This window comes from Natrinema saccharevitans (assembly GCF_001953745.1).
Lineage (GTDB): Archaea > Halobacteriota > Halobacteria > Halobacteriales > Natrialbaceae > Natrinema > Natrinema saccharevitans.
This window is the reverse complement of sequence record NZ_LWLN01000001.1, coordinates 1,307,982-1,324,236: the sequence shown is the minus strand read 5'-3', so window position 1 is coordinate 1,324,236 and position 16,255 is coordinate 1,307,982. Positions and strand designations below refer to the sequence as shown.

At 66.4% G+C, this 16,255-nt stretch carries 13 protein-coding genes; 8 read left to right on the top strand and 5 right to left on the bottom strand.

Annotated features, from left to right (window positions below; all coding sequences use genetic code 11):
* Positions 1-105: 105 nt before the first annotated feature.
* Complete coding sequence (locus A6E15_RS06715) at positions 106-957, bottom strand: TatD family hydrolase (protein WP_076144925.1); 852 nt, start codon at positions 955-957, stop codon at positions 106-108.
* Positions 958-1,240: 283 nt separating this feature from the next.
* Between A6E15_RS06715 and A6E15_RS06710 the strand changes: the two genes are divergently transcribed.
* Positions 1,241-2,794: a Na+/H+ antiporter NhaC family protein gene (locus tag A6E15_RS06710; RefSeq protein ID WP_076144923.1), complete on the top strand. Its 1,554-nt coding sequence runs from the start codon at positions 1,241-1,243 to the stop codon at positions 2,792-2,794.
* On the top strand, positions 2,791-3,063 hold the full coding sequence (locus A6E15_RS06705) for a DUF7513 family protein (protein WP_076144921.1): 273 nt from the start codon (positions 2,791-2,793) through the stop codon (positions 3,061-3,063). Before A6E15_RS06710 ends, A6E15_RS06705 begins: the two co-directional genes overlap by 4 nt.
* On the opposite strand, the gene A6E15_RS06700 is transcribed toward A6E15_RS06705, so the two are convergent.
* Positions 3,060-3,524, bottom strand: a complete 465-nt coding sequence (locus A6E15_RS06700) for an NYN domain-containing protein (protein ID WP_076144920.1) — start codon at positions 3,522-3,524, stop codon at positions 3,060-3,062. The two genes, A6E15_RS06705 and A6E15_RS06700, sit on opposite strands and share 4 nt — an antisense overlap.
* A 314-nt stretch (positions 3,525-3,838) precedes the next feature.
* On the opposite strand from A6E15_RS06700, the gene A6E15_RS06695 reads away from it, so the two are divergent.
* The 3 genes from A6E15_RS06695 to A6E15_RS06685 all read left to right on the top strand — a co-directional run bounded on the left by A6E15_RS06695 (position 3,839) and on the right by A6E15_RS06685 (position 7,763).
* Entirely contained in the window at positions 3,839-5,518 is a 1,680-nt protein-coding gene (locus tag A6E15_RS06695) for a S8 family serine peptidase (protein ID WP_076144918.1), read from the top strand.
* Between the two features lie 261 nt (positions 5,519-5,779).
* Positions 5,780-7,411 carry a S8 family serine peptidase gene (locus A6E15_RS06690; protein ID WP_084177342.1) on the top strand — a complete coding sequence of 544 codons (1,632 nt, stop codon included), beginning with the start codon at positions 5,780-5,782 and terminating at the stop codon, positions 7,409-7,411.
* Between the two features lie 25 nt (positions 7,412-7,436).
* Positions 7,437-7,763: a hypothetical protein gene (locus A6E15_RS06685; protein WP_076144917.1), complete on the top strand. Its 327-nt coding sequence runs from the start codon at positions 7,437-7,439 to the stop codon at positions 7,761-7,763.
* A gap of 181 nt (positions 7,764-7,944) precedes the next feature.
* Here A6E15_RS06685 and A6E15_RS06680 read toward each other — a convergent pair whose 3' ends face one another.
* Entirely contained in the window at positions 7,945-9,426 is a 1,482-nt protein-coding gene (locus tag A6E15_RS06680) for an aldehyde dehydrogenase family protein (RefSeq protein ID WP_076144915.1), read from the bottom strand.
* A gap of 213 nt (positions 9,427-9,639) precedes the next feature.
* Here A6E15_RS06680 and gcvT point away from each other — a divergent pair, with 213 nt between their 5' ends.
* Both gcvT and gcvH read left to right on the top strand, forming a co-directional pair.
* On the top strand, positions 9,640-10,761 hold the full coding sequence (gene gcvT, locus A6E15_RS06675) for a glycine cleavage system aminomethyltransferase GcvT (protein WP_076144913.1): 1,122 nt from the start codon (positions 9,640-9,642) through the stop codon (positions 10,759-10,761).
* Positions 10,758-11,141, top strand: a complete 384-nt coding sequence (gene gcvH / locus A6E15_RS06670; RefSeq protein WP_076144912.1) for a glycine cleavage system protein GcvH — start codon at positions 10,758-10,760, stop codon at positions 11,139-11,141. Before gcvT ends, gcvH begins: the two co-directional genes overlap by 4 nt.
* A gap of 33 nt (positions 11,142-11,174) precedes the next feature.
* Here the strand turns inward: gcvH and A6E15_RS06665 are convergent, their stop codons facing one another.
* Together A6E15_RS06665 and A6E15_RS06660 are read right to left on the bottom strand one after the other, a co-directional pair.
* Entirely contained in the window at positions 11,175-13,382 is a 2,208-nt protein-coding gene (locus tag A6E15_RS06665; protein WP_076144910.1) for a universal stress protein, read from the bottom strand.
* Positions 13,383-13,729: 347 nt separating this feature from the next.
* Positions 13,730-14,440 carry a helix-turn-helix domain-containing protein gene (locus tag A6E15_RS06660; RefSeq protein ID WP_076144909.1) on the bottom strand — a complete coding sequence of 237 codons (711 nt, stop codon included), beginning with the start codon at positions 14,438-14,440 and terminating at the stop codon, positions 13,730-13,732.
* Between the two features lie 185 nt (positions 14,441-14,625).
* On the opposite strand from A6E15_RS06660, the gene A6E15_RS06655 reads away from it, so the two are divergent.
* Entirely contained in the window at positions 14,626-16,194 is a 1,569-nt protein-coding gene (locus A6E15_RS06655; protein WP_076144907.1) for an ABC1 kinase family protein, read from the top strand.
* Positions 16,195-16,255 lie beyond the last annotated feature (61 nt).

Here is a 16,255-nt window from a genome sequence, read left to right as displayed (position 1 = left end):
TGGACAGGCTAGATAATCGACTAAAACGTCCCTACAGCCGCTCGTACGCGCTTAGGGGACGTTTTATCCCGCCGGATAGCACGGGCGTTTAACGATAAGAAGGGATTATCCATCCCGCTCGAGCGTCGCTTCGGTATCGATCCCGTAGACCGCCTTCGGCGTCTCGACGTGGGCGATCTCGACCGCCTCGTCGTACCCGTTCTCGAGCAGCCACCGGACCCGCCGCGGGACCGTCTTGGGACCCAGCACTGCGCCCGGTCGGTCGGGGTCGTCGATGTAGTCGGTCTCCATCAGGAACGGCTCGCCCCGCTCGGCGGCGGTCTCGAGCCGGTCCTTGTCGCTCATCACGCTCGGCGTCGGCCCCTCGAGACGGCCGCTCGCGTAGTGTTTGACGACGCGATGGGGCTCCATCCCGGCCTCGGTGGCCCAGTCGGCCACCTCGGTCATGTCCTCGCTGGCCTCGGCGTGGAGCTGGACCGCACACTCGAGGTCGGCCCCGTGATCGAACGCCCGGCGCATGACGGCGTTCGAGGCCGCCCAGACGTCGTCGTCGACCTCGTAGTGGGGGCGACCCGATTTCAGCGCCAGCGCGTCGCCCGACTCGACGTACTCCGCTGCGACGTCGATCCCCGCCTGCATGAGATCCCGCGCTTCGTCGGGCGAGAAGTCCCGGTCGTCGACCAGCCGGGTGATCAGGCCGGGGTGGACCCCGAGGACGGGCCAGGCCCGGCCCTCGAGTTCGCTCGAGGCCTCGTCGACGATGTCGATCGTGCGCTCGAAGACCAGCCGGAAGTCGTCGCCGGTCTCGGCCTCGACGCCGAGGTGCCAGGAGGGTTTGTTCACCACCAGCAGGTGGGTGCCGCCGACGCGGGCGAAGTCGCGGACGGCGTCGATGCCCCGATGGTTGTCCGGATCGAGGTGGAGGTGGTCGTCCAGCACCGGCCGATCGTCGATCATACGCGTGGATGGGCGGGCCGACCCCGAAAAGTCACCGGGTTCGGACCGCCGTCGCCGGTCCGTATCGACCGTCGCCGGCCGCAATGGACCGAACGACCGGCGAGTTCGACGACCGATTGCCCCCGATGCCGTCAGTAGGAACCGATACCTAAATGATAGACCTCGCGCGTACTGCCAGAAGGATCGATAGCGACCGACGAGAACCACGAATCCAATACTGTCAGAAATAGCTATAATGATCGATGTCAATACTACGACCGCGTGCCAATATGAGTGATCACATATGAGTGACGCTGGCGACGAACCGACCGACCAGTTCACACAGCCCGACAGCGACGGCCCCACAGTCGAGTTCTACGGCGGCCGCGGGATGAGCGCGTTCCCGATCGCCTTCTTCATCGTCTGGGCCATCGTCCAGACCGCCCTCTGGCGGATCGGGGACACCGGGGGGCTCATCGTGGGCATCCTGGTCGGGCTCATCGTCGGAATGTTCTTCGCTCGAGGCGACTGGAAGGACTACGCCAACACGATCTTCGAGGGAATGACCCAGCCCGTCGCGGTGACGGCGATCGTCGCGTGGATCTGGGCCGGCATGTTCGCCCAGCTCCTGCAGGACGGCGGCTTCGTCGGCGGCCTCGTCTGGCTGGCCGACACTGCCGGTGTCGGCGCAGCGTTGTTCCCCGCGATCACGTTCGTCCTCGCGGCGGTCTTCACGACGGGGATCGGGACCGGCTACGGCTCGAGCGTCGCGTTCGTCGGCCTCTTTTTCCCCGCCGGGGTGTTGCTCGGCGCGAACCCCGTCCTCCTGTTCGGCGCGATCCTCTCGGGAGCGATCTTCGGCGACAACTTAGCGCCCGTCAGCGACACGACGATCGTCAGCGCCGTCACGCAGGACGCCGACATCGGGGGCGTCGTCGCTTCCCGGTTCAAGTACGTCATCATCGCCGCCATCCTCACCTTCCTCGGCTACGTCGCCGCCGGCGGCGCGATGGACGGCCTCGAGATCGGGGCCGAAGCGCAGGCGATCTTCCTCGAAGAGAGCGAGGCCATCGGACTGGTCCACGTCGTCTCGATGGCCGCCGTGATCGGAACGGCGATCGCCGGCCGACACATCGTCGAGGCGATCTCGTGGGGGATCGTCGTCGCCGTCGTCTTCAACCTCGTCTTCGGCCTCGCGGGCCCCGGTGACATCGTCATGTTCAACGCCCCCGAAGACGCACCGCTGGCCGGGCCGCTCGAGTCCCTACCGATTCTGACGATCGTCGAGGACCCCGACGCGGTCGGCGTCGGCGGCAGCCTGATGAACGGCGTCGCCGGCTTCCTCGAACTCTCGATTCTCGTGTTGCTGATCATCGGCGCGGCCCAGATCATGATCCGCGGCGGGGCCTTCGAGGTGCTGCTCGAGTGGTCGATCGAGAACCTCGCGACGAACGTCCGCAACGCCGAACTGACGATGGTCGGGACCGCGGCGCTGATCAACGCGATCATCACGATCAACACCGCCGCCGAGGTCGCGATCGGGCCCTACATCTCGAAGATCGGCGAGCGGTTCAACCTGAACGGCTACCGGCGGGCGAACATCCTCGACGGGCAGACCGCGGCCATGGGCTACATCTTCCCGTGGTCGGGCGGGGTGCTGGCCGGCTACTCGGCGATGCAGCAACTGCCCGGCGACTACGACTGGTTCGAGCAGTCGATGCTCGTCACGCCGATCGACGTCGTTCCCTACGTCTTCCAGGGCTGGCTGCTGGTGGCGGTGTTCGTCATCGCGGCGCTGACCGGCTTCGGCCGCGAGTACCTGATCGACCGCGAGAGCGAGGAGGTGGCACGCGTATGAGCATCTTCGGAAAGTATCTCAAAGGCTGGACGTTCCGGGCGAACCGACCCTCCCTCGAGGTTGGGAGCGAAATAGACGTCTTCATCGCCGAGACCAACGGCTCGGCGGGACGGGCCTACATCGGCGACACCGAACTGCTCGTCGAGGGAGCCGGCCCGGAGACCGTCGAGAAGCAGGTCCGGGTCCGCGTGACCGGCTTCGACGAGACCACGGCGACGGGCGAGGGCGACCTCGTCGAGGTCGTCGGCGAAAGCTCTTATAGCGGTTAACCGTCCGTCTCGAGCGTGACGGCCTCGTCGGCCGCGTTTCGCAACGCGTCCGAGCGGCCGTACGACCCCGGCGCGATCGCGTACGTTTTCACGCCGAGGGTGCCCGCGTGTTCGAGAACGGGTTTGAAATCGGTATCGCGCGAGGCGATCGCGAGGCGGTCGATCGTGGCGTCGCCGGCCAGCGCGGTCGCGTCGACCGCGAGTTTCACGTCGACATCGCCGCTGGTGACGATCACTTCGAACCCGCGGGCCTCCGCGGCCTGAATGAGGCCGGGCGTCGCGTGTTCGTCGAGGTAGAGTCGAATGACGCCGACGCGGCCGAGTTCGCCGGCGGCATCCCGGAGATCGTCGAGATCGACGTCGAACTCGTCGCGGAAGACGTTCGGCCCGTCGACGAACAGCCCTACCGTCGGCTCGGTTTCGGTATCGGGCGCGAGACGGGTACGAACGCGGTCGAACATAGTCAGTTGCCCGCTCTTTCCCGCGCCCGGAGATAGGTGTGGCGAAACGACAGCGTCGCCGCTGTTCTCGCCGACCCGATCGATAGGCCGATCGAGACCGGAGAGTGGCGGGAAAATACACGGCCACCGGATAAGAAACAAATTTTTATTGGGTTTATTATCTACCACAACGGCGGACCGAAGACCGCGCAATCGTGGTTGCTAACAGTAATAGCGGCCATTCTATATAGTATACTACTGGTATATATTTTGTATTAACTCTCAATGAATTTGGAAATTCTTTAATACCTGAACGAAATCGTTTCACACGCATCATGGCTGATGATAACCGTTCACACGTGAATCGACGATCGATCCTCGAAGCAGCCGGTGCGTTCGGTGCGATCCTCGGTCTCGGCGGCGTGACGTCCGCAACGCCGGGACGCGAGCCGGGACCGAAAGAGGACGAACTGATCGTCGGTGTCGACGCCGACGTTTCGGATATCGAGGCGGCAGTCCAACCGAAACTCCCGACCGACGCGAACGTCGTACACACGAACGAAACGCTCGGCTACGCGTCGGTAGAGCTGCCCGACGAAGCCTCCATACAGGCCAAGGAAACCGTCCAGCGAACCCTCATGGACGCCAACGAGGTCCAGTACACGGAAGACAACGTCACGTACCACGCACTCGAGGCCGAGCCGCTCGAGTCGGGAACCGACGGCGGGACGGCGGACGCACGAGGTGGTGCGTCGCCGCTGTACACTCCGAACGATCCGAACTTCGGAAGCCAGTACGCGCCACAGCAAGTCAACTGTGAGGAGGCCTGGGAAGAGACCCTCGGCGATCCGGACGTGACGATCTCGATCGTCGACCAGGGAATCCAGTACGATCACCCGAATCTCGCGGAGAACATGGACGACAGCGTCTCGAACAACGGCGAGGACTTCGTCGACGCCGACGGCGATCCGTATCCGGAGGAGGCGAGCGAGAACCACGGCACGCACGTCGGCGGCATCGCCGCCGGCGGCACCGACAACGGGACCGGTCACGCCGGTATTTCGAACTGTTCGCTCCTCTCGGCCCGCGCGCTCGGATCCGGTGGTGGCGGATCGCTCTCGGACATCGCCGACGCGGTCCAGTGGTCGGCCGATCAGGGTGCCGACATCATCAATATGTCCCTCGGCGGCGGCGGTGAGACGGACCTGATGCGACAGGCCTGTGAGTACGCACAGTCGCAGGGCTCGTTGCTCGTCGGGGCCGCCGGCAACGATTACGGCAGCCCCGTCTCGTATCCGGCCGCCTACGACACCGTTCTGGCCGTCTCCTCGCTCGACGAGGGCGAAACGTTGTCGGACTTTTCGAACGTCGGTCCGAAAATCGAACTGGCCGCACCCGGTGGCGACGTCCTCTCGACGATTCCCTTCGACGACTACGATACCTTCAGCGGTACCTCGATGGCGTCGCCGGTCGTCGCCGGCGTCGCCGGACTGACGCTGTCTGCCTGGCCGAGCCTCTCGAACGAGGACCTGCGGACGCACCTCAAGGAGACGGCCGTCGACATCGGGCTGGACGCCACCGAACAGGGAAGCGGTCGTGTCGACGCCGGGAACGCCGTCACCACCGAGCCCGGTACGAGCCCCGATCCGGACCCGGATCCGGATCCCGAACCCGGCGACTGCGGCGACGAAGTGAACACGGCCAGTAAGGACGGCCAACTCAGCGGCGACTGGTGGGGCAATCCGAGCGACACCTACACCTACACCCTCAAAACGGCGAATCCCTGCAGCGCCACCGTCTCCCTCGAGGGGCCGGAGACCGCGGACTTCGATCTCTACCTGACCCTCGACGGACGGACGCCGACGCAGCGGGACTACGATGAGCGGTCGGTCGGTAACGACTCGAACGAATCGATCGACGTGGACCTCAGCGGCGACGAGGAGTTCGGTATCCTCGTCAGTCGATACAGCGGCAGCGGTTCCTACACCGTGAGCGTCGAAGAACTGGGCAAATAACCGTTCAGTTCTGAACCGCCGACGACGGCCGCAGTTCGAAGTCACCGCCGGAGACGACTCGCTGACCCGTCGCCGCTTCGGGAAACCCTCACTGCGTTTCTCGGGTTTCGTCCGGGTGCCGTAACCCGCCGCCTCCACATATTCATCCACTATTCGTGTATATAGTTTCGTTCTATCAGTATCCGGTCGGTTATTTCGAGAATAAATTAGACGAAGTTCGATAAGAGTTTACTAATTTCAGGTAGTGATGACTGTCGACCGATGACACAGAACAATCCGCCGGACGACGACGCCGACCGCACACACGACCGCCGATCGATCCTGACTGGTGTCGGATCGATCGCTATCGGCGGATTGATCGGCGCGTCCGGTCTCACGAGTGCAACGCCCGGCCGCGACCCGGGACCGAAAAACGACGAGATCATCCTCGGCATTTCGCCTTCGGCCTCGGACGTGGCCGATGAAGCACGCGCCGCAGTTCCCGGGAACGCAGACGTTGTGCATACGAACGACACGATTCGCTACGCAGTCGTTTCGTTCCCATCGGACGCGCCCGAGCGGGCCCGCGAGGCGTTCATCGACGCGGTCACCGACTCGCCCGCCGTCGAGTACGCCGAACCCAACGTGACGGTCCAAACGGTTTTCGAGCCGAACGACCCCTACTACGGCTACCAGTACGCCCCAGAACTGATCGGCTGTGAACGCGCGTGGGAGACGACCCGCGGGAGCGAGGACGTCGTCATCGCGGTCGTCGATCAGGGGATCCAGTACGACCATCCCGCGCTCGAGGCCACCGTGGACGATCGGATCGGCAGGGACTTCGTCGACGGCGACGGCGATCCGTACCCCGGCAGCGGCGGGGACCACGGCACGCACGTCGGCGGCATCGCTGCCGGCGGGACCGACGACGGCACCGGGCACGCGGGGATCAGCGACTGCTCCCTGCTCTCGCTCCGGGCCCTCGACGCGGACGGCGTCGGCTCGCTGTCGGACATCGCCGACGCGATCCAGTGGGCGGCCGACGCCGACGCGGACGTCGTCAACCTCTCGCTGGGCGTCGACGGCTCCTACCGGACCCTGACCGCGGCCTGCGAGTACGCGGCCGATCGGGGCGTCCTGCTGGTCGGTGCCGCCGGTAACGCCGGCAGCGATCGCGTCTACTCGCCGGCTGCCGAGGACAGCGTCGTCGCCGTCGCCGCCGTCGACGACGCCGATTCGATCGCCTCCTTCTCCAACACCGGCCCCGAGATCGAACTCGCCGCCCCGGGCAGCCGCATCGTCTCGAGTACGACCGGCGGCGGCTACGGACGGATGTCCGGCACGTCGATGGCGGCCCCGGTAGTCGCCGGCGTCGCCGGGCTCGCGCTGTCGGCCCATCCCGACCTCTCGCGGTCGCAGCTCCGCGACCACCTCCGGGAGACGGCCGTCGACCTCGGCCTCGCGGCCGACCAGCAGGGGTACGGACGGGTCGACGCGGCCGCCGCCGTCGAAACCGATCCATTCGGCGACGATCGCGACGATAGCAGCGAGACCGAGTCCGACACCGGCGAGTGCGGCGACGAAACGGTCACCGCGAGCGCGAGCGGCTCCCTCGACGGCAGCGGCTGGTGGGGTGAGAGCAAACGGTACGGCTACTCACCTCTCACCGACGATCCTTGCTCGATCACGATTTCCCTCGAGGGCCCCTCGAGAGGTGATTTCGACCTCTACGTGACCACCGACGGCAGTCGACCGACGAGATGGAGCCACGACGAGGCGGCCGCGGGCTCGGGGACGGCAGCGGCTGGTGGGGTGAGAGCAAACGGTACGGCTACTCACCTCTCACCGACGATCCTTGCTCGATCACGATTTCCCTCGAGGGCCCCTCGAGAGGTGATTTCGACCTCTACGTGACCACCGACGGCAGTCGACCGACGAGATGGAGCCACGACGAGGCGGCCGCGGGCTCGGGGACGGCAGCGGCTGGTGGGGTGAGAGCAAACGGTACGGCTACTCACCTCTCACCGACGATCCTTGCTCGATCACGATTTCCCTCGAGGGCCCCTCGAGAGGTGATTTCGACCTCTACGTGACCACCGACGGCAGTCGACCGACGAGATGGAGCCACGACGAGGCGGCCGCGGGCTCGGGGACGGCCCCCTCGATCGCCCTCGACCTCGAGGGCGACGAGTCGTTCGGGCTGCAGGTCCACGCCAACAGCGGCAGCGGGGAGTACACGCTGCGGGTCGAGGAGCGCGGGCGGTAGCGACGATCGGTCGATAGACCCGAGACGTTGTCTCTCATAGTGTACTCGAACAGACCGATCTGATTCCGACTCGGATGAGTCGACGGAAACGGAACCGGATGGCGTCGAAAAGAACGACGACGGACGGGTCGCTGCGAAGACCGTCGCGAACTCGAAGGGCGGCTGGACCTCGAGCGAGTAGCTACTCGAAGACGAAGTAATCCCGCTCCTCGCCCTGCACGGAGATCCACTTGGGCTCGGTGAGTTCGCGGGTGATCCACTCGCCGTGGTACCGGCCGAGCCCCGACTGCTTGACGCCGCCGAAGGGCGCGTTGTGGTCCTCGTTGATCGGCTGGTCGTTGATGTGGACCATGCCGGCTTCGACCCGATCGGCCAGATCGCGAGCGCGCTCTTCGTCCTCGCAGAAGACCGACGCCGAGAGGCCGTACTCGGTGTCGTTCGCCAGTTCGATGGCCTCGTCGTCGTCCGAGAACGGGATCACGGGCGCGACCGGACCGAAGTGTTCGTTACAGGCGGTCGGCATGTCGTTGGTACAGTCCGATAGCACCGTCGGCTCGACGAACAGCCCGTCGGCCTCGCCGCCGGTCTCGAGGGTCGCGCCCGACTCGAGCGAGCCCTCGATAAATTCCACGAGGGCGTCGCGCTGGGTCTCGTTTTGAACCGGGCCGAACGTGACGTCCTCGTTCTCGGAGGGGTCGCCGACGACGAGCGACTCGGCGTGGTCGACCAGCAGGTCGACGTACTCGTCGTAGACCGACTCGTGGACCAGGTGGCGGTTGATCGAGATACAGACCTGCCCCTGGTGGAAGAACGAACCGAACGCGCCGGCGCGGGCGGCCCGCTCTACGTCGACGTCGTCGGTGACGATGAAGGGGGCGTTCCCGCCGAGTTCGAGGGCCGGCAACGCGAGGTTCTTGCCGGCCTGCTCGGCGACGCCCTTGCCGACGGACGTCGAGCCGGTAAAGGAGACCACCCGCGGCGTCGGGTGATTGGCGATCCGGTCGCCGATCTCCGAGCCGCGGCCGGTGACGACGTTGACGACGCCGTCGGGGACGCCCGCGGCCTCACAGAGTTTCGCGATGAGCAGTCCGCCGGTGATCGGCGTGTCCGTCGCCGGCTTCAGGACGACGGTGTTGCCCAGCGCGATCGCGGGCGCGACCGCTCGCAGGGAGAGATGCAGCGGGAAGTTCCACGGCGAGATGACGCCGACGACGCCGACGGGTTCGTAGACGATGTGGTTGTCCTTGTCGTCGATCGAGGGCGAGGGCCGGACCTCCTCCTCGGGCGGTTCGAGGTCCAGTGCCATCTCCACGTCGCCGGTCGCAGTGGCGAACTCGCCCATGGCGCGATAGCCCGGGGTGCCGGCTTCGGTCGCGAGCAGGCCGGCGATCTCCTCGAAGCGCGCGTTGAGTTCGTCCAGCAGGTTCTGCACGATCTCGTCGCGCTCCGCTCGAGGGGTCGCCGCCCAGTCGGACTGAGCCGCCTCGGCCGCCTCGTAGGCGGCGTCGACGTCGGCTTCGGTCCCCGACGGCACCTCCGTAAACACTTCCTGTTTCGCCGGGTTCTCCACGGGGATCGTCTCGCCGCCGGTGGCGTCGCGCCACTCGCCGTCGATGTACAACTGGTTCCAATCGGCCTGTGGCTCGAGTGTCGGCGCACTCATACTGTACCCCGGATACGTTATTTTCGAACATATGTTTTCGGCAACCGGAGACAGTGGCTCGTATCGTTGTAACCGAAACGAGTTACCCCAGTCGTATCGGGATGGATTTCGACGTCGAGCGGGATTGCACACTCGTTTCGTCGGGTCGCGGGCGATCGCCGGCGCGTTCGGCCGACGAAAAGACATTACTACTCCGCGGATGACTGTGTAGATATGCCGCTTCAGACGCCGCCGTTACGTGGGTTACACGACGAGCGCGGGGCGAAGTTCACGGAGTTTGGCGGCTGGGACATGCCGGTCGAGTTCGATTCGATCCGGACCGAACACGCGGCCGTCCGAGACGCGGTCGGGATCTTCGACGTCTCGCATATGGGCCAGCTGCACGTCACCGGCCCGGACGCGACCGAGCTGATGCAACGGCTGACGTCGAACGACGTCTCGCGGCTCGCGGTCGGCGACTCCCAGTACGCGACGATCACCGACGAGGACGGAGTCATCATCGACGACACCGTCGTCTACCGGCTCCCCGACGGTGACGGGAACGCGTCGGACGACGCCGACGGCGATCCGACCTACCTGTTCGTCCCCAACGCCGGCACCGACGAGGCCACCCACCAGCGGTGGATCGACTACCGCAACGAGTGGGACCTCGAGGCGACCGTCGACAACCGGACCGACGAGTACGCCATGTTCGCGGTCCAGGGACCCGATGCGGTCGAGTTAGTCGACGGCGTGACCGAGGAGTCGGTCGCCGATCTCGAGCGCTTCGAGGCACGGTACGCGACGATCGACGGCGTCGACTGCTGGACGGCCCGGACGGGCTACACCGGCGAGGACGGGTTCGAACTGATCGTCCCCTGGACGGCCGCCGAGGAGATCTGGACCGCGCTCGACTGCCAGCCCTGCGGACTGGGCGCTCGCGACACGCTCCGCATCGAGGCCGGCCTGCTGTTGGCCGGACAGGACTTCGATCCCGACGACGACCCACGAACGCCCTACGAAGCCGGCATCGGCTTCACCGTCGCGCTCGAGACCGAGTTCGTCGGGCGGGACGCCTTGGCGGAGATCCACGAACGGGGCGTCGAGGAGCGACTGGTCGGCTTCCGGTTGATCGATCGCGGCGTCCCCCGACACGGCTACGACGTCACGAACCCCGAGGGGCGGGTCGTCGGCACCGTCACCAGCGGCACGATGAGCCCGACCCTGGAGCAGCCGATCGGACTGGGCTACGTCCCGGTCGAGTACGCCGAGCCGGGGACGACGCTGCAGGTGGTCGTCCACGGCCGGTCGAAAAAAGCAAGAGTTGAGACCACACCCTTCATCGATACAGTATGAGCTTCGACGTTCCCGACGACAGACGGTACCTTGAATCACACGAGTGGGCACTCGAGACCGACGGCGTCGTCCGGGTCGGTATCTCGGACTTCGCACAGGACGAACTCGGCGACGTAGTCTTCGTCGAACTCCCCGACGAGGGCGACGATCTCGCACGGGAGGCGGAGTTCGGCGTGGTCGAATCGATCAAGGCCGTCTCGGACCTCTACGCGCCCGTCGGCGGCGATGTCGTCGCCGTCAACGACGACCTCTTCGACGCGCCCGAACTCGTCAACGAGGACCCCTTCGGCGACGGCTGGATGCTCGAGATCGAGCCGGCCGATCCCGACGACCTCGAGGCGCTTCTCACCGCCGACGAGTACGAAGAGCAGATCGCCTGAGACGGACGATGCCGCGGGTACGGCGGTGATCTCTCAGAAGACGAACCGCTCGACGATCCGGCCGACCAATCCGGGTCGGCGGGACTCGTGTGCGTGGACGCCGAGGGCGGGCGAGTCGGTCGCGTCGATGAGCCGGTCCGCGAGGTCGTTTCCGAAGACGGGTCGCAGCCGCCCACCCGACCGGCCGACGACGAGGAATTCGGCGTCCCGCGCGATATCGATCAGTGCCGAGACGGAGCCGTCTGTCTCGACGAGTTCGGTCGTCACGGACGCGGAACAGAGCTCGCTCAACTCCGCCTGATACTCCTCGACCGTCCGCTTGAGATCGGCCGAGGCCGACGACTCGACGGCGTAGACGAGCCGCACCGTCGCGTCGAACTCGCCCGCGAGCGCGTCGGCGATCCTGACCTTCGAGGGATCGAACGGGCTCCGGTCGGTCAGGACCGTCACCTCCGAGACGGCGTCGAAGTCGCGGTCCTCGACGAGGACGACGTCACACGGCGCGTGTTCGAGGATCCACTCGACCGGGCTCCCGATCAGCTGGTGGCGGAGCCCGCCGGGCTGGCGCTCCATGAGGAGGACGTCGTCCCCCTCGTGGGCCGCGAAGTTGACGATCGCGTGTTTCGTGTCGTGGCTGACGATCTCGCCGTAGGTGATCGGCACGTCGAACTCCGCCGAGAGCTGGTCCGTCTGTTCCTCGAACTGGAGGTCGGCCGGCGACTGCGTCTCCGAGGCGTAGTCCAGCGACACCTGATCCGGCACCTCGTCGAACTGAACGACCGTGACGCCGCCGCCGCGCTCGCGGGCGACGTCGGCGGCGATGCGGATCAGTTGCCGCTCGCGTGCCTGCCCGGTCCCCTCGGTGAGGGCCACGAAGACGTCGTCCGACCCCGACTCGAGGACGTCCTCGGTCCGGTCGACGGCCGAGCGGCCGGTACTCCGCCGGACCGTGTTGACGGCGATCCCGGCGCGGTCGATCCGGGGCCGCGCGTAGAGCGCGTACCAGGCGATGCTCCCCGCGGTGATGACGGCCGCGCCAACGAGGGCGACGGTCCCCATCTGCGTGAGGAGGACGAGTCCGCTCGCGACGCCGAACAGCTGGACGGCCGGATACAGCGGCGACTCGAACGTCGGCTCGTACTCCTCGGGGTCGGCGTAGCGAAAGGCGATCACGGCGACGTTGATGAGGACGAACACGAGGATCTGGAACGCGCTCGCGAGCTTGGCGATCTCGAGGATGGGGACGAACGCGATCAGGGCGAGCATGACGCCGCCGGTCAGCGTGATCGCGGTGATGGGCGTTCCGAACCGATCGCTGACCGTCGCGAACCGGGGCGGCGCGAGGTCGTCGCGGCTCATCGCGAACGGGTAGCGCGACGAGGAGAGGATCCCGGCGTTGGCGGTGCTGACCAGCGCGAGGATCGCCGCGAGGACGACGGCGATGACGCCCGGAGACGCCAGCGCCTCCTCGGCGGCGACCGCCATCGGCGTCGCCGAGTCCGCCAGTTCCTCGAGCGGGGAGACGCCGATCATCACCGCGACGATGAGGACGTAGAGGATCGTCGTGAACGTCAGCGAGCCGAGGATGCCGAGCGGGATGTTCCGTCCGGGATCCTCGATCTCCTCGGCGACGCTGGCGACCTTGGTGACGCCGGCGTAGGAGACGAAGACGAGCCCGGTCGCGGCCAGCAGGCCGCCGAGCCCGTCGTCGAGGGAGCCGTCGAACTGTCCGGGATCGACCGTCGTCGCACCGCCGCCGACGAACCAGGCCAGCGCGGCGAGCATGACGACGACGATCGCGACCTGGAGTTGGCCGGTCTGTTTCGCCCCGAAGACGTTGACCGCGATGAGCACGACCGCCAGCGTCAGCGCGACGGGTTTGACCGGCAGATCGAGCAGGAGAACGAGATAGGGGACGCCGCCGACCAGCGCCAGCGCACCCTTGAACGCCAGCGAGAACCACGTGCCGACGCCGGCGACGGTGCCGAGCAACGGCCCCATCCCCCGCTCGATATAAATGTAGGTCCCGCCGGCCTCTGGCATCGCCGTCGCCATCTCGGACTTGCTCAGCGCCGCGGGGACGACCAACAGCCCCGCGAGCAGGTACGCGATCACGACGCCCGGACCGGCGATTTCGATCGCCAACGCAGGCAGGATGAAGATCCCGCTTCCGATCATCGCGCCGATACTGATAGCCATTACCGAGGCCAGTCCGAGGTCTCGCTCGAGGTCTTTCGTCATTGGTTACTGAGTTGCGGTGATGTGGGCGTTTGGCCCCTCGAACGGGCCCGGCATCGAGTCCGAACCCATCGTTTCGGGATACTCACCCGGGCAACGGGCATCGAGAGACACGTGCGTCGGTATCCAGAAACCGGATACTCGCTTACGAGAGGGACGGGGCGGAGACAGCATAAACGTCACGGAAGGCGAACGTATGTGGGGCGTATTCGAATCCCCACCGATTGAAAAATCCTGAAAGCTCGGAAATACACGACAGAACCCAACAAATGAGAAAGGGTTGTGTGGTGATCGGAGCGCGATCGACGGTGGGAGCGCCCACGAAACGACACGAGACGTCTCGAGCGCCGCTATTCGATCGAAACCAGACTGTCGAGGACGTCGTCCAGATCCGCGTTCGTCACGGCCAGCGAGTAGCCGTCGATGCGCGCGAGTTCCTCCGCGTGATCCCAGAGGTCGTCCTCCGCGAGGCCGTGGAGGATGACGGCGTTCGGCGTCGGGTTGACCACCCGCAGGGCGATCCCGACGCCCTCACCCTGCGTGACGTTCGTAAAGACGAGGACGCGGTTCGTACTCTGACCGTAGAGCCGAAAGAACTCCTCGCTCGAGAGCCGCGTGATCGCCTCGATGCTGTCGATGACGGTGTGACCGCTGACCCGGTCGGTGCCGCTCGAGGCGACCTCGGTCGCCTCGAGGTCGTCGTGCAGTCGCTCGAGGGGGATCGAGGTGGCGTACTCCCGGAGGTCGTAGACGACGTCGCTCTCGAAGCCCGCCGAGAGGACCCGGCCGTACTGGCGGATGCGCTCGCCGCCGCGGCGCTCGTCGATCGCGAGCAGTCCCTCGACGAGTCGGCCGACGACGCCGATGCCGGGGCTCTCCCGGCGACCGCTCTCGTAGTCGGAGATGACCGACGAGGAGACCTCGAGTTCGGTCGCCAGATCGGTCTGAGAGACATCGAAATCGGTGCGCCACTTGCGCAGGGTCGCGCCGGGGTCGTCGCTCAGCGTGATCTCGCCGGCGATCTTCTCCGCGAGTTCCCGTTTGGGTCCGCGTCCGCTCATACCCGACGGTCGCCCGGTCGGTCCAAGTAGCTACCGGAGACGACCGCGGCCGGCCGCTCGTCGCCTCGAGACCGGGGTCGATCGACCGACCGCACGATACCGGGAGCGACCACGGACGTATTTGTGGCCGGTGTTCGAAGACGGGGTATGAGCTGTCGACCGATTGACGCCCCGCCGACGTGCGAATGAGGGGGTACTATCTCCGATACCTGCAGGTCCTCGTACGGTTCCTCCCGATCGCGATCGCCTTCCTCCGGGACCGACGGCGGTTCCTCGTGTTCGGGCCGCCCAGACGGGTCGCCGAGGCCACTCACCGGGAGCGTGCTCGTCGGCTGACCGAGACGATGGTCGACCTCGGACCGGCGTTTATCAAGATCGGTCAGGTGCTGTCGACTCGGCCCGACCTCGTGCCGCCGATCTACGTCGAGGCGTTCGCGTCGCTGCAAGACGAGATCCCCGAAGACGCCGGCGGCGATCCGCTGACCGTCGTCGAGGCGGAACTCGGCGACGACCTCGATCTCGAGACGCTCGAGCCGGTCGCCGGGGGGTCGCTGGCGTTCGTCTACACCGTCGACTACGAGGGCGAACGGATCGCGCTGAAGGTCCGCCGGCCCGGCCTCGAGCCGATGATCGAGCGGGACCTCCGCGTCGTCAGGGGGCTCGTCCCGCTGCTGCGGGCCGTCGCCGACGAGGACCAGCGCTACTCGATCGAGAACGTCGCCGACGACTTCGAGGCGATCGTCCTCGAGGAACTGGATTTCGCTCGCGAGGCCGAGATCATGCGGACGATCGCGGACAACTTCGCCGACGACGATCGGGTCCGCATTCCGGCGACCTACGACGACCTCTGTTCCGAACGGGTCGTCGCGATGGAGTACATCGAGGGGACGAAGATCACCGACGATGACGCGCTCGCGGCGGCCGGACGCGGGCCGACCGAGATGGCCACGCTGATCGCCCGAACGTATCTGAAAATGGGGCTGGTCGACGGCGTGTTCCACGCCGATCCACACCCCGGCAATCTCGCGGTGACGGCGGATGGCCGACTCGTCATCTACGATTATGGCATGAGTCGGCGACTCTCCGAGGCGGAACAGGAAGACATCACGAACCTCTACCGGCACCTCGTCCGCCGCGACATCGATGGCCTGCTGAACACGCTGATCGCGCTCGAGGTGCTGGATCAGTCGGTCGACCGGAGCGCGGTCAGGCAGGTCCTCGAACTGGTGATCGAAAACCTCGAGGGCCGGTCGGAGATCACCTGGCGGCGGATCATTACCGAACTGTTCTCGACGCTCCAGGAGTTCCCGTTCCGGATCCCGCCGAACGTCATGTTGCTCGTCCGGGTCGGGACGGTCGGCGAGGGCGTCTGCCGCAGCCTCGATCCCGAGTTCGACTTCATCGCGGTCACGCGCTCGTTCCTCGTCGACCACGGGTTCATCGAGAGCGAGATCGACGCGCTGCTGGCAGACGTCCGGACCGACCTCCGCGAGTCGGCCCCCGTCCTGGCTCGGGCCCCGGCGCGGTTCGATTCCGTCTTCGGCCAACTCGAGCGCGGCGAACTCGTCGTCAAGACCGACCCGGTCGAGCCCAGCGACGGCGGCGATCCGGCCGTCGGGTACGCCGTCGTCGCCGGGTCCCTGTTGGTCGCAAGCGCCGTCCTGACGTTCCACCCGGAGCCGCTCGAGGTCGGAAGCGCCGTCCTCGCGCTCGTCTTTCTCGGGCAGTACGTCCGCCACCGCCGAACGGGGTAGGGACGCGTTCGCCGCCGAGGGTCGAGTCCGCGACACCGGCCAAACAATCAAGCCCCCGCGG